Below are 15,108 nucleotides of genomic sequence, written 5' to 3'. Positions count from 1 at the left end.
ACATTATAAACCAATAAAATTAAAGTATGGTAAACAGAAGAACGTTTATCAGCCGTTCGGCAGTAGCTGCGGCAGGTATTACCATTGTTCCCGGCACTGTATTCGGGAAGAAATTCGGGCACGTTTCGCCCAGTGATAAACTGAATATCGCCGGTGTAGGTGTAGGCGGCATGGGACGTAACAACCTTCGTAACATGAGCGGCGAAAACATTGTTGCTTTGTGTGATGTTGACTGGCGTTATGCAGCAAAAACCTTCGATGATTATCCGAAGGCCAAAAAGTTCAAAGACTGGCGCGAGATGCTGGATAAGTTCGGCAAATCGATTGATGCCGTACTGGTGGCAACTCCGGACCATACCCATGCCGGAGTAACCGCACACGCCATGACTTTAGGGAAACACGTTTACACACAAAAACCCCTGACTCACTCGGTATACGAATCACGCTTGTTGACAAAACTGGCTGAAAAATATGGTGTTGCCACACAAATGGGTAACCAGGGAAATTCAGGCGACGACATCCGTCGTGTTTGCGAATGGATCTGGTCGGGCGCCATTGGCGAAGTAACCGAAGTTCATGCCTGGACCGACCGTCCGATCTGGCCACAAGGTCTTCAAAAGCCGGAAGGATCGATGGATGTGCCGAAAACGCTGGATTGGGACCTGTTTATCGGGCCTGCTAAATTCCGTCCTTACCATTCGGTTTACACACCTTGGAACTGGCGTGGCTGGTGGGATTATGGAACAGGAGCATTGGGCGATATGGCTTGCCACGTGCTGGATCCGGTGTACTGGGCACTGAACCTGAAATACCCGTCGAAGGTGGAAGCTTCTTCCACTTTGGTAAATACAGAAAGTGCTCCTCATGCTGAAAAAGTAACGTATACTTTCCCGGCCCGCAAAAACATGCCCGATGTAGGTATGCCTGAGGTAAAAGTAACCTGGTACGACGGCGGTTTCCTTCCTGAGCGCCCGATCGAACTTCCGGATGGCGAGATTTTGGGTAAAGACAGTGGCGGCGGTTTGTTGTTTGTCGGAACCAAAGGCAAAATCATGACCAGTTACTACGGTATGCAACCCACACTGTTGCCTTACGAAAAAATGGAAGACTTCAAAGAGCCTGCTCCGATTATCCCACGTATTCCGGGTTCGGAAGAAGGACCATGGAAAGGTGCGCACGAACGCGACTGGATCCGTGCTTGTAAAGAGCCTGCCGAAAGCCGCGTAGAAGGATCGGCCAATTTTGCTTACTCAGGACCGTTTAACGAAATGGTGGTGATGGGAGTTCTGGCCGTGCGTCTTCAATCGCTGAACCGTACGCTTCACTGGGACGGTGAAAACATGGAGTTCACCAATATCTCTGATTCTGACAAGGTAAGCATTGTATCGGTTGATAAGTTTGAAGTGGTGGACGGCGATCCTCGTTTTGATCGTCAGTTTGCAGAATTCAACGCCAAAGAGCTGGCAAAGGAATGGGTTAACCATACGTACCGCGATGGTTGGTCACTGCCTGCAATGCCCAAATAGCAGATAGTTTAGTTTAACCAAAAGGGGCAGGAGTAATCGCCTGCTCCTTGTTTTATTTAACCAACAATAAGAATCAGAATATGAACCAAATGAAAAAATATGCCAGCCTGATGCTGGTACTGTTTTTACTGTGCGGAATAAGCAGTATGGGAGCAGAAAAATCAAAAAAGAAAGATTGGAAGCTGGGTGTTCAAACCTATAGTTTTCATCGTTTTACTTTTCAGGAAGCCATTGACAAGGTGGCTGAACTGGGGCTGGGATACGCCGAAATTTACTACGGACAAACATTGGGTGGCGACATGGAAGGAGTGATGGACTTCCGGATGGATAAAGCCAAACAAAAGCAGGTATTGGCTTATGCCAAGTCGAAAGGCGTAAAACTGATGGCCAGCGGAGTGGTAATCTGTAAAGATGAAGCCGAGTGGGAGCAATTGTTCCAGTTTGCCAATGCAATGGGAATTGAAATTATTACCTGCGAGCCGGAATACAAACACCTGAAGTATGTGGACGAACTGGCCAACAAATACAAGGTTGATGTGGCGATTCACAACCACCCGAAACCATCGAATTACTGGAAACCCGAGATGTTCCTGGAGGCTGTTGAAGGCTTGAGCGATCGCATTGGCGCGTGTGCCGATGTTGGTCACTGGAAACGCATGGGTGTTGATCCGGTGGAAGGCCTGAAACAATACGGGAGCCGTTTGAAATCGCTTCACTTTAAAGATGTGAAAGAAAAAGAAGAGGGCGAAGCTGAACAACACGATGTAATTTGGGGACGTGGTGTGTGTGATGTGGAAGGGATGTTAAAAGAACTGGACCGCCAGGGATTCAAAGGCCTTTTCTCGATCGAGTACGAATACAACTGGGATAACTCAGTGCCTGATATCAAGCAAAACATCGCTTACTTTAACCAGGTAGTTGATGGGCTTTAGAAAAGAGGTAAGTTGGGGGAGGATGAGGTGCTTGCTGCTTGCTCTGGCTTTATGCGCCGGGCTGTTTGCAAAAGCCACTGAACCCCTGTGCCCGCAAAATACAAAACAAGATGCAATCCGGGTATTGAGCTACAATATCCGGATTGCTCATCCTCCTTCGGGAGGTTGGGATCTGATTGATTTACCCGCTATCGGAGAGGCAATTAATCGCATAAAACCCGACTTGGTGGCCCTGCAGGAAGTGGATGTATTTACCGAACGCTCGGGGAAAACCGTTCATCAGGCGAAAGAATTGGCGAAAATGACGGGGATGAACTATTTCTTTGCCAAGGCAGTCGACCGTTCGGGGGGCGACTATGGTGTGGCTGTGCTTTCACGCTTCCCGATTGTGGAGGCTCAGGGATATCGCCTGCCTGTTCGCGACAGCATCAAATCTGAAATCAGGGCATTGGCCTTGGTAAAAGTGCAGTTGCCTGACGGTAGCCTGATGGCTTTTGGCTCTGCTCATCTTGATCATCTGTCAGATGATGACCGCTTGCTCCAGGTAAAAACCATGATCGATGTAATAGAGGCTTATCAACAATATCCGTTGGTAATTGGTGCCGATCTTAATATGAAACCGGACAATCCGGTGATGAGTAAGTTAAAAGAATCTCTTATTTTCGGCTGCGAAAATTGTCCGTTGACTTTTCCTGCTGATAATCCGGATCGTACACTGGACTACATCCTGTTGAACGAACAGGCAAGTGGTCAATTTAAAATGCTGGATTATCAGACTGTAAATGAAACGTATGCTTCAGATCATCTGCCTCTCGAAGCAATTTTGAAAAAGAACTAGTTGGTTCGTTTTTAAGGCAGAGTAAAACTTATTTTTCCTTTTGGTTGGAGGACCATTATGGATACAGGGTTCAAAAATAGAACGAAACTCCGTGTATTTGGAAAATTGTTTTCTGAAAGGCGTCTGCTTTTACTTGTCGCCGGCATTTTCTTTGCGCTTTACGGCTTATTTCTCGGGGGCAGTACGCCCTATCTCTTATGGCATTTTGAACAAACCCAGCTTTTTTCTTTTAGTGTCGACTACCTGGCTGGTTTTCTGGGGCGCCCGGGAAAACCGCTTGAATATGCCGGTTCTTTTTTGGTGCAGTTTTTTTATTATCCCCGGCTTGGCGCTTTTTTACTTACCGCAGTCGGAGTTCTGTTGTTTATTCTGATCCGAAGCAATCTGAAAAAGCTGAATGTTCATGGTTTATTTTGGTCCTTTTTGCCGGTACTCGGGATATTGATGCTTCAAACCAACCTGCATTACTCGCCGGTTTATTCATTTCACTTCATTGTGGTTTTGCTTGGCTTTCGCCTTTATTTAGAGGTGGAGAACAAATGGTGGCGTTTGGCAGGGTTTGCCTTCGGCTGGCCATTACTGTTTTGGTTGGCTGGCGCTTATGCGTTTGTCTTCCTGATCTTATGTCTGTTAGTTACATTGAACGAGGTCCGGAAATTGTCCGATATATTGCTCCCTTTGGGTTACTGTTTGCTTGGCTTTGCTTGGTTGGCAGTAGGCTATTGGGGCGTTTTTCTCTTGCCTTTCGATGTGTTTCTGGGCTATCCTTTTATTCAGATAGATCAATCGCTTTATCGCTGGGGGCTTGTGAACTTACTTTATTTGCCGGCTTTGTTGATTGTGGCCTGGCTTTTTCCTCTTCAAATACGTAAAGCCTGGTCGGGCTGGAATTTCAAAACGATTGGATTGACAGTTGTTCTGTTGAGCGTTGGCTTTTGGGGTGTTGATCATTACGGATTAAACAAAAAGCAGGAGTTGATTCTGAAAATGGATTACTACGTACAGCACGAGCAATGGGAAAAGGTGCTTGAGCTGGGCAAAAGCTACCCGGGAGTCAATCAGCTGGTTATATATTACTCCAATCTCGCACTAGCCAAACAAGGGCTTTTGACGGAGCAGCTTTTTGAATATCCGCAAATTGGGAGCAAAGGCCTTCGCCTGCGTTGGGAGCGAAACCGGCTGGCCTCTCTTGTGGGAGGAGAAGTGTTTTATCAGCTTCATTACTACAACGAGGCATTTCGCTGGGCTTTTGAATCATCCGTATCGCATGGGCTGAACCCGCGGGCAGTAAAGCGAATGGCCCAAACCAGTCTGGCAAACGGACACTTGGTGTTGGCCGAAAAATACGTATCGCTGTTGGAAGAAACCCTTTTCTACAAGGATTGCGCTTCCCGGTTTCGTGAGCAAATGGAGCAGGCTGCATCGGCTCCCGAGTTTAAAACGGTCAACTATCCTTTTCAGGTGCACTCGGATTTTACATCCGATATTCGTGGCTTTGATTTGAAGGCGGATGAGCTGTTGCAAAATTGCCCGGAGAACGACGCTGCTTTTGATTATTATACGGCCAGTTTGTTGCTCGACAAGAAGTTGGAGAAACTGACAGAACTTGTGTTGAATAACCCGGATCGCTTTCCCGGGCAACTTAGTGGTTCGCTTGCCGAAGCCGTACTCTTGTATCAAAATCTGAGCGGAAAATCACTGGATGAAATTCAGGTGGAACCTGCTGTTTTTCATCGGTTCGAGGAGTTTGCACAGGCTTTAAGCAGGAATAGGGGTAGCCAGGCTGCCTATCAGTTAGAAGCTGCCTTTGGCACTACATTTTGGTATTACTTTTATTTTTATTGAAATGGGAAAGGGTGAAAGATACATTTTATTTGAGGTAGTTTGGGGGTTGATGATTTTACTCTTTAGTGCCTGCCAGCAACAGTTGCCAAAAGCAGATGTTCGGATTGACCGTATTCCGCAACTATTCCCCGACTATGCGGAGGTGACCATTCCTGAAAATATTGCTCCGTTAAACTTTCAGATACAAGAAGATTATGACGAATTTATAGCTTGCTTTTTTGTTGAAAAGGAATTGCTGTTTTCCATTCATTCCAATTCAGGAAAAATTGAATTGGATATGAAGCAGTGGAAGCAGCTTGCTGCAAAAAGTACAGGAGGCAAATATTCCGTTGAAATTCTGGCCCGGAAAGAGGGACGCTGGGCGCGTTTTCAGCAGTTTGAAAACCGGGTGGTTGCGGACCGGATTGATTCGTACCTGGTTTACCGCCTGATTGAACCGGGATTTGAAACCTGGAAAAGCATGGGGATTTACCAGCGCTGCCTCGAAAATTTTGAAGAAAGCCCCATTATTACCAACGAGGTAAACCATGGTGGCTGTGTTAATTGCCATTCTTTTCGGATGAATGATCCGGACAATATGCTTTTTCACATGCGTGGCGGATCGGGAGCAGGAACTGTATTTTGGCAGGAACAGGAACTCTCGAAAGTGGAGACCAAGACGGCAAAGACACTGTCGTCTGCAGTTTATCCGGCCTGGCATCCGGGTGGTGATTTTGTGGCATTCTCGGTCAATAACATTGTACAAAGCTTTCATGCGCTGCCCGAGAAGCAAGTGGAAGTGTTGGATACCTTGTCAGACCTGGTTTTGTACGATACCCGAAAGCAGGCAATCAGTCAGCCAAAACAGCTTGCTACCAAAGAACTTTTGGAAACCTTCCCTACCTGGGCACCGGATGGAAAGACTTTGTTTTATTGCGCCGCAAAAGCGTTGCCCCCCGATCAATACGATGAAATCCGCTACGATTTGTACCGGGTGGCTTTTGATCCGGAAAGCAGGCAGTTTGGGCAGCCGGAGCTTATGGTGAATGCTGCCGATAGTGGGAAGAGCATTTCTTTTCCGCGCGTGTCGCCGGATGGAGGTTACCTGGTTTATTGCCAATCGGATTATGGAAACTTCTCGATCTGGCACTGCGAAAGTGACTTGATACTTTTGGATCTGGCAACCAAAGAAATCAGCCGTCCGGAGTTAAATAGTGCGCAGGCCGACAGTTATCATTCCTGGTCTTCAACCGGACGCTGGATGGTTTTTAGCAGTCGCCGTCAGGACGGGCTTTACACACGTTCGTACATCGCCTTTTTTGACAAAGTCGGGAAATTTCACAAGCCATTTTTGCTCCCCTTTAAGGATCCGCTTTTTAGTCAGAAGTTTACCAAAGCATTCAATGTTCCGGAGCTGGTGAAATCAAAAGTGCAGCTGGATCCGCGGAGTTTTGAGCCGATCCGGGATAAAGAGGCTACACCGGCGCTTTTCCGGTGATTTCAACCAACTAACATAAACTCAACCATATCAATAAGCTAATAACTAAACAAATGAGACTAAACTTACTAAAACTGGCAAAAGAGAAGCAAACTCAATTTTCTGTCATTTCCATCGGGCAACTTCGGTTGCTTGTTTGTTGGGTCGGATCGCACTAAAATGAAGGACGTGAAGCCAGTAATTTCGATTGATTATAACGCCGTAAAAAGCTTAAAATCGGGAGATGTAAAGTCGTTTGATCACTTGTTCAGAAAGTATTCTCAACGACTGTACAAATTCTCCATGAGCTACCTGAAATCCGAAGAAGAGTCGCGGGAAATTGTGCAGGACGTGTTCCTGTACATTTGGGAATCTCGCGAAAATCTGAAACCGGAATGTTCTTTCAATGCCTATCTTTTTACCATTGCATACAGCCGGGTCAAAAAATACTTTCTCCGAAAACTGCGTGATAACCATGCACGGGACGAACTGATTTATTCCCTGCTAAAACAGGAAAACAACCTGGACCGGGTGGTGGATTTCCGGTCTTTGCTGGAAAAGGTTGAACAAATAATTCTGCAATTTCCTGAACGTCGTCAACAAATCTTCCTGAAGCGAAAATACGAAGGCTGGCCGGTAAAACAGATCGCCGAAGAATTTGGTATTTCGCCCAATACCGTTGAAAATCATTTGGCTGCGGCAATGAAACAACTCAGGGAAGAGCTAAGGCGCAATAACATTTCAGAGCTTCTTTTTTGGATGTTTTTCTTGCCTGACAACGAGTAGCGGAAGACTCAAAAAAAAATATTTCATTTTTTTCAATTTCCCGGTAGTGGAAAAATCAAGTTAAAGGATATAACGTACAAGAATGAATACTAAACAGGATAAAATAGCACGGTTTAAGACGGGGCGGTTTTCATTTAACGATTACCTGTCAGTGGCTTCCTATTTTAAAAATGAGTCGCTGGACGACGAATTAAAGCAAATGCTGAAAAAGGATTGGGATAAAGCAGGAGGAGAAGGAATGTCGGAGGAGGAGCTGGAGTTCTTGCTGGATCAGTTGCACCGGCAGATTGGAAAAGAAGAACCGTCAGCAGATCGTGGCCGGAACAGATTTCAGTTACGGTTTGCGAGAGTGGCAGTATGGCTTCTGTTGCCGGCTTTGCTGTTTGGAGCCACCTTGGCTTATTTTGGAATTAAATTCTACGGACATACCGACAGCTGGGCTGAAATTCATTCTCCGATCGGTGCCCGAACCAAGTTTCATTTACCCGATGGAACGGAGGGATGGTTGAACGGCGGTGCGGTGGTAAAGTATCCGCTTGATTTTAAAAAGAGGGAAGTGGAAGTGTCGGGAGAAGTTTGGTTTGACGTGGTCCATAACAAACGGAAAAAGTTTCGGGTGAAAACACCGTTTCTGGATGTGGATGTATTGGGAACCCGGTTCAATGTGGTGGCTTATGAAAACGAAGACATCGCCGAAGTAATTCTGGAACAGGGGCGAGTGAAAGTTTCTTGCCAGGCCACCAACGAAGAGCTTGCCCTACAGCCCGATGAACAACTGATCTACTGCAAGGAAACCCGGAAGATGGAGAAAAGAGCCATCGACTCGAAAGCTTATACCAGTTGGAAAGACGGGCTGCTGATTTTTCGGAATGTTCCGATGGCTGAACTGGCCAGACGACTGGAGCGGAAATACAATTCAGAAATTATTTTGCATGGAGACGAGCTAAAAGCCTTGATCTTCAGAGCAACATTTCAGGATGAAAGCCTGGAGAAAATATGTTCGATGTTGGCCTCGGTAGCACCCATCCGGTACGAGGTTCACAAAAGAACGAGCCGGTTGGACGGAACGTTTGACCGTGAACGGGTTGAGATATGGTTAAAAGAATAAAAGTTATAAATCAACAAAAAACAAACAGATTGCCAATGAAGTAAATCCAAAATGACAACAGGGCGGTATTCCCGTACCAGCCCTGTCTTGATGTAGAATTAATTATGCTAGGAATTAAATCCACCAATGAACAAATTTATGAAAAAAAAACACAATCTCAGGTCATGGTTGTGCCATGGTTTGATAGAACTGATTAAAATGATGCGATTCACTATTATTCTTGTGATTGTCTCAATCTCCCAGGCTTTTGCTGTAAGCTCGTATTCGCAGCAGGCAAAGCTCTCGCTGGATATGAACAAAGCCACGCTGGAGGAGGTGATTGACGAGATTGAAAAGAGGTCGGAATTCTTTTTTCTTTACAACAAAGACATGGTTGATGTAGAGCAAACTGTCAACATAAAAGTAAAAGAAAAGAAGGTTGATGAAGTATTGAAGGCAATTTTGCGGGGAACCGGAGTGGCCTACTCCATTAACGACCGTCAGATTTTTCTGTTTAAAGACGATTCTTTAGGAAAGAATGGGAGCTTGGCTGACCAGTCTTCAGGGGAAGTGAAGGGGAAAGTTGTTGATGCTCATGGAGCTCCACTTCCGGGGGTTACGGTCGTTGTGGCCGGAACCACCAATGGAACGGTAACCAATGAAACAGGGCAGTTCCGACTGAATAATATTCCGGCGGATGCCGTTTTGGTTTTTTCATTTATAGGAATGGAAACGCTGGAAGTTGCAGTAAAAGGAAAAAAAGAACTGCATGTGGTTCTAAAGGATATGGCCATTGGAGTGGACGAAGTGGTAGTTATTGGTTACGGTTCGGTAAGCAAACGCGACTTAACCGGTTCGGTTTCTTCCCTAAAAAGCGAAGACTTGATGCAAACCAACCCACAGGGAATCAACCAGGCACTTCAGGGCCGGCTGGCAGGTGTTCAGGTGCAGCAGGCTGACGGTGCTCCCGGGGCCGGAATAAATATTTTAATTCGTGGTGCCAACTCTTTTACTACCAGTAACGAACCGTTGTACATTGTTGACGGGGTTCCATTTGAGGCAGGAGAAGCACCCGCACCGGGAACTTTTGGCGACAAGCAGCGAAACAACCCGCTAAGCCTGATCAACCCCAACGATATTCAATCGATCGAAGTATTAAAAGATGCTTCGGCAACAGCTATTTATGGTTCCCGTGCGGCCAACGGAGTTGTTATTATTACTACCAAAGGGCAGGGAGTGGCGAAAGCAAAAGTTACTTTCAGTTCAAATTTTGGCGTATCCAATGTGATCAGTAAAATTGATGTGTTGGATGCTGCTACTTACGCCGAATACCGGAATGAGCAGGTAATCAATGGTTATACCTATGATGGCAAAGAATATGTTGGTGACGACTTCTTGCCGTTCCCGGTAAACGGGCGTTGGTCGTACAGCAAAGAAACCGACCCGGAAACCGGTCTGGAAATGATTGTTGACAGCACTTACTACCCGGGGCCGAATGATTTCCGGAATGGGTATGAAGGTGGCGGTACCAACTGGCAGGATCAGATTTTTCAAACTGCGGCTACCCAGGAATACAACCTGAGTTTCTCGGAAGGAAATGAAAAAGGACATTACCTGTTTTCTGCCGGTATGCTGGATCAGGAAGGGGTGATTGTAAACTCTTTCTACAAACGTTATACGGTTCGTTCCAATATCACCAAAAAGATCTCAAAATGGATCGAGGTTGGAAATAACCTGAGCATTACGAAATCGACCAACCGTTTGGCGCGGACCAACAGCGAAAACTACGGGGTAATTCCGTCGTCCATTTCGTTCAATCCAACCCGTCCGGTTTTTGATCCGGATCGCGACTCTGGCTATACCGAAGATACTTCGTCCGGGCTGGCGAACCCTTATTTGTATACCCGTACCGCTAAAAACATAGTGGGAGCGCTTAATATTTTTAACTCGGCTTTTGCTGAAATTACGTTTACTGACTTTCTGAAATTTAGACAAAACCTGGGTTACGGAAACAACAAAAATACCCGAAACGAATACTACAACCGTTGGGTGGCCGAGGGTTTGGCACCTAAAAACGGTTACGGACGACAGGCTGATAACTTTTATGAAAGCACAACCCTGGAATCGATTCTGAAATTCAACAAAGAGTTGAACGAGAATCACCGGATTGATGCTGTGCTTGCCTGGACTTATGAAAACGTGAACTGGGGTGGTAAAACAATGAGTGCGACCGGATTCCCGAATGATTTGACAGAGGAAAACGACATGGGAGCAGCGCTTCACCAGGAAACCAACACCAGTACCCGCGGAGAAAGTTCATTGATGTCTTACCTCGGCAGGGTAAACTACTCCTTGTTAGACAGGTACCTGTTTACTGTGTCTTACCGTCGTGATGGTTCGAGTCGTTTCTCGGAGGAAAACCGCTGGTCCGATTTTTCTTCAGTGGCTTTTGCATGGCGTTTATCCGACGAAAATTTTATCAAAAGCCTGGGGATTTTTGATGACCTGAAACTTCGCGCCAGTTACGGACAAACCGGAAACCAGGGGATTAGCGCCTACGCTACCCGCTCACGGATGGTGGCACTGAACTATCCGTACGACGGCCGTCTGGCCAGTGGTTATGCCGAATCGCGCTGGGGAGGTCCTGCCAACCCAAATCTGAAATGGGAAACAACCACGCAAAGCAACCTTGGTTTGGATATTACCATGCTTAATAAACGCGTAAACCTGAATGTTGACCTGTATCATAAAAAAACAGTGGATTTGCTTCAGAACCGCTTTATCCCGGCAAGTACAGGGTTTTCAACACTGGCGTCGAACTATGGCGAGGTGGAAAACAAAGGTTTGGAACTGGCCGGAAGCGTGTACATCTTTTCGCAACGGGATTTCAGCTGGAAAGTGGATGCCAATGCTTCGTTTAACAAAAACAAAGTGGATGGCCTGGAAGCCGATCAGTTCTCTGATGTTGCCTGGGGAATGGAGAGTATGTTCCTGCGGAGAAACGGCGAGCCAATTGGTTTGATTTATGGCTACAGGGAAGACGGCTTTTACGACAGTGAAGCCGAAGTGCGCGCCGATCCTCAGTTTAAGGACGAAACAGATTCCCGCATTCGAAGCATGATTGGCCAGGTGAAATACATGGATACCAACAACGATAAAATAGTGGATGACCGGGATAAGGAGATTATTGGAAATACCAATCCAAAAATTCTGTACGGACTTACCAATACGGTTACCTGGAAAGACTTTACAATGAGCTTCTTTTTGCAGGGAACTTATGGAAACGATATCCTGAACGTTAACATAAAACGCTACAGTTTGTCGGGCTTTAGTAATATGCCGCACTTTATTTACGATAACCGTTGGACTCCTGAAAACCGGGAAGGTGCAACAGCTCCACGCCCCGACGGAACGTTTACGCGAAGCATGAAAGCCTCTGACAGATACGTGGAAGACGGTTCTTACCTGCGTCTGAAAAACCTGAACTTTAGTTATCTCTTCCGTAATCCGGCTCCCTGGATTCAGTCGTTGCAACTAAACGCAAGTGTGAACAACCTTTTCACCATTACCAAATACCGCTGGTACGACCCCGATGTCAATACTTTCGGAGGCGATGTTTCGAGAAGGGGAGTTGATATGGCTTCGTACCCGAGTGCACGGACAATAACTTTTGGCTTTAAAATGGAATTTTAACCCATTAAAACCTTGACATTATGAATCGACATATAAAATATCTGGCAACCCTTGTAATTGGGCTTTTTCTGGCTTCATGTGCTGATTTGCTGGAAGAAAAGACCTATACTTTTATCGCAGGTGAAGACCTGGTTAATAACAACAATTACGATCAACTGGTGACGGGGGCATTCAACTCGCTGAATTACGGTTTTGAATGGGGAAATTACCATACCGTGGTTAACTTCGATTGCGACTATCAAAGTGGGCCGGCCTGGGCTTTTGGTACGCTTGGTGCCGGAAACTTTTACGAGCACGGATCGGTGATCAACTTTTACAACTACTACTACATTACCATTCACCGGGCGAACTACCACAAATCGCTGATTGCCAAAATGAGTATTCCTGAACATGTGAAAGCAAATGCCATGGGCGAATTGGCTTTTCTAAAAGCATGGAGTTATTTCAACCTGGTTCAGTTTTTTGGTGACTTGTGTTTGTACAAAGAATCGATTGCTGAAGGTGCCGACCTTTACAAGCCACGTTCGCCCATCAAAGAAGTGTACGAGCACATTATTGAAGAACTCAAGTTTGCTGAAGAAGCCATGTACTCAACACAGGATCCCGAATACAAAATCGGTCATGTTTCGCGGGGAGCTGCAAAAGCTTTGCTGGCAAAGGTATATGCAACCATTGGCTCGGCGTCAATGGCTTCAGGGAATATTTCGGTAATGGGCGGCCCCGGTCATTTTTACAATGAAAACGGAGCGAAACAGTTTATTCCTGTTCCGCAAAAACTTACGTTCCAGAAAACACAGGTTGCTGGCTACGAAGGTTTCAACTCTGCAGAGTATTACAAACTGGCGATGGACAAGGCCATGGAAGTTATTCAATCCAACGATTTTATGCTTTATCCTTCGCAGGAGGAGTTGTGGTCGGTGGCAAGCCGGAACCGGGGCGAATTCATTTTTACGCTTCAAACAACACCGGGAAGCACCGAAACCAGCAACTATGTGGCAACCGACTATTCGGGTTATTTTAAAGAAACAGGCGTGATGTCGTCGGGCTACTATGTGCAGCGCGATCATTGGTATCAGCTCTTCGAAGAAAACGACGGCCGGGTGAAATGGGGAGTTGTTCACCGGGTGCCGGTATCGACAAATTCTGCAGGGAAACTGATTTATTCGTATTACCCGGCCAAGGATAGCGCAAAAGTGCGTTTAGGCTTGGATGGATACGATCCGTCGGACATCCTCTATTACAGTGCACATTTGTACGGATCGAAGCTGAAGAAATTTTACCAGGTAACAGTGCCGCTGGATGGACAGCGGACCGATTTCAACTTCCCGTTCCTGCGCTATGCCGAAGTAATTTTGTTGTATGCCGAAGCGGCCAACGAAGTAAACGGTGGACCAACTCCTGAAGCAATTACCCAGGTGGAAAAACTGAATTTCAGGAACAACAGTACCCTGGCTGGGGAAATCGGGGAAACCCGGGCCTGGACCCAGGAGTCATTCCGCTCGTATATTTTGGAAGAACGCGTGAAAGAGTTTGCTGCAGAAGGGATCCGTAAGTTTGATTTGTTACGCTGGGGAATTTACCTGCAAACCATGAATGCCATTGATGTGGATGAGAAAGATGTCATTAAAAGAAGACAAAAAAGGCACTTGCTGCTTCCACTTCCGGCCAATGAGATCAACACCAACCCGTTTATCGAAACAAATAACCCGGGGTGGTAAGCCATTCATTTCACTATAAAAACACGAATTATGAATAAATTATTGACAACCATATATTTCAAAGGCCTTGTTATCGGGTGTTGTGTGCTGCTGGTTTTAGCTTGTCAGGAGGATGAACTGGTGCCCGAAGCGCCTGTATTTTCAAAAATAACATCGCTTTATGCCCTCGATTCGGTAATTGCCTCCGGAGAGATGGGCGACTGGATCGCTATCCAGGGAAAGAACATTGAGAAAGCAACCGAAATTTCCTTTAACGATGTTTTGGTAGCGATTGAAGAGGTGTATTACGAAGAGGATGTGTTGTACCTTCAGGTACCGATTGCCATGCCATCTGAAATCACAAATAAAGTGAAAGTGACCACAGAAGGTGGTTCTTTCGATTTCGACTTTACGGTAAATATTCCGGCCATCAAATTAACCGGAATGTTCAACGAGTATACAGCTCCGGGCGACACGATGAAGATTTACGGAGAGTTTTTCAATCTGTACGAAGTGGACTCGTCAAACACCGTTGTTGTTTTTGAAGGAAAAGAGCAACCGGTAATCCAGGTGGGCAGCAACTTTTTAACTGTAGCTGTTCCTGCTGATGCCAACGAAAATATCAAAATTGAACTGGTCAATAAAAAATACAATGCCAGGGCTGTTTGTCCGGGCTATTACCGCGACCGTCAGAATCTGGTAACCAATTTTGATGATGTGCCCTACAAGGGAACAAGTGGCATCGCTTACGTTGGGGGCTGGGAAGATCCGGAACCGGTAGATGGTAACTATTCTCTGCTTACGGTTGGAAGCGAAGGTAGTGGCTGGTCGTACCTGATAGGCGCTGCGTTCCCATACACAGCTGATATGAAAGACAATCCGGATAAGTATGAAGTAAAATTTGAGCTGAATATGATCCTGCCGATTATGAATACTCACTTTTATCTTTATAATTACTGGAATCATGCTCCGGCTAAGATAACACCGGCCGACTTGGTGGTGCAAAGCTTAGGTGTGTGGCAAACCGTTCGTTTCCCTCTGGAAAGGGTAATTCCGGTTGATTTTGCCGGGAACAAGGACTACATTGGCTCCTTTAATATCCGGATTGAATCGCCTGCGGGTGAACCGCTGAAGATGGGTTGGGACAATTTCAGGGTTACACTGAAAGAATAGAAATTAAAAGCGATTGAATATAAACTTTTGGAGTGAAAGGCTTTACCACACAAATGCAGTTTATGGCAGGCCTGC

Annotated in this window: 10 protein-coding genes; all 10 read left to right on the top strand. The window is 46.0% G+C overall.

Translation table 11 applies throughout. The annotated features are described in order from the left end of the window. Positions 1-26: 26 nt before the first annotated feature. A complete protein-coding gene (locus INQ51_RS00690; protein ID WP_233375972.1) occupies positions 27-1,526 on the top strand; it encodes a Gfo/Idh/MocA family protein in 1,500 nt (499 codons plus the stop codon). Between the two features lie 89 nt (positions 1,527-1,615). Then, positions 1,616-2,458, top strand: a complete 843-nt coding sequence (locus tag INQ51_RS00685) for a sugar phosphate isomerase/epimerase family protein (RefSeq protein ID WP_233375971.1) — start codon at positions 1,616-1,618, stop codon at positions 2,456-2,458. Further along, positions 2,448-3,296, top strand: a complete 849-nt coding sequence (locus tag INQ51_RS00680) for an endonuclease/exonuclease/phosphatase family protein (RefSeq protein ID WP_233375970.1) — start codon at positions 2,448-2,450, stop codon at positions 3,294-3,296. The genes INQ51_RS00685 and INQ51_RS00680 overlap by 11 nt, the downstream gene beginning before the upstream one ends. A 105-nt stretch (positions 3,297-3,401) precedes the next feature. Beyond that, a complete protein-coding gene (locus INQ51_RS00675) occupies positions 3,402-5,141 on the top strand; it encodes a DUF6057 family protein (protein ID WP_233375969.1) in 1,740 nt (579 codons plus the stop codon). Next, positions 5,104-6,618 carry a TolB family protein gene (locus tag INQ51_RS00670; protein WP_233375968.1) on the top strand — a complete coding sequence of 505 codons (1,515 nt, stop codon included), beginning with the start codon at positions 5,104-5,106 and terminating at the stop codon, positions 6,616-6,618. The genes INQ51_RS00675 and INQ51_RS00670 overlap by 38 nt, the downstream gene beginning before the upstream one ends. A gap of 168 nt (positions 6,619-6,786) precedes the next feature. Then, positions 6,787-7,383: an RNA polymerase sigma factor gene (locus INQ51_RS00665; RefSeq protein ID WP_233375967.1), complete on the top strand. Its 597-nt coding sequence runs from the start codon at positions 6,787-6,789 to the stop codon at positions 7,381-7,383. A gap of 82 nt (positions 7,384-7,465) precedes the next feature. Continuing rightward, positions 7,466-8,491: a FecR family protein gene (locus INQ51_RS00660; RefSeq protein WP_233375966.1), complete on the top strand. Its 1,026-nt coding sequence runs from the start codon at positions 7,466-7,468 to the stop codon at positions 8,489-8,491. 198 nt (positions 8,492-8,689) lie between these two features. Beyond that, positions 8,690-12,163, top strand: coding sequence for a TonB-dependent receptor (locus INQ51_RS00655; RefSeq protein ID WP_233375965.1), 3,474 nt, complete (start codon positions 8,690-8,692; stop codon positions 12,161-12,163). Positions 12,164-12,183: 20 nt separating this feature from the next. Further along, entirely contained in the window at positions 12,184-13,881 is a 1,698-nt protein-coding gene (locus tag INQ51_RS00650) for a RagB/SusD family nutrient uptake outer membrane protein (protein ID WP_233375964.1), read from the top strand. Between the two features lie 30 nt (positions 13,882-13,911). Then, positions 13,912-15,033: a glycan-binding surface protein gene (locus INQ51_RS00645; protein WP_233375963.1), complete on the top strand. Its 1,122-nt coding sequence runs from the start codon at positions 13,912-13,914 to the stop codon at positions 15,031-15,033. Positions 15,034-15,108: the final 75 nt, after the last annotated feature.

This window comes from Maribellus sp. CM-23, assembly GCF_021354595.1.
Lineage (GTDB): Bacteria > Bacteroidota > Bacteroidia > Bacteroidales > Prolixibacteraceae > Draconibacterium.
This window is presented reverse-complemented; position numbering and strand designations above follow the sequence as displayed.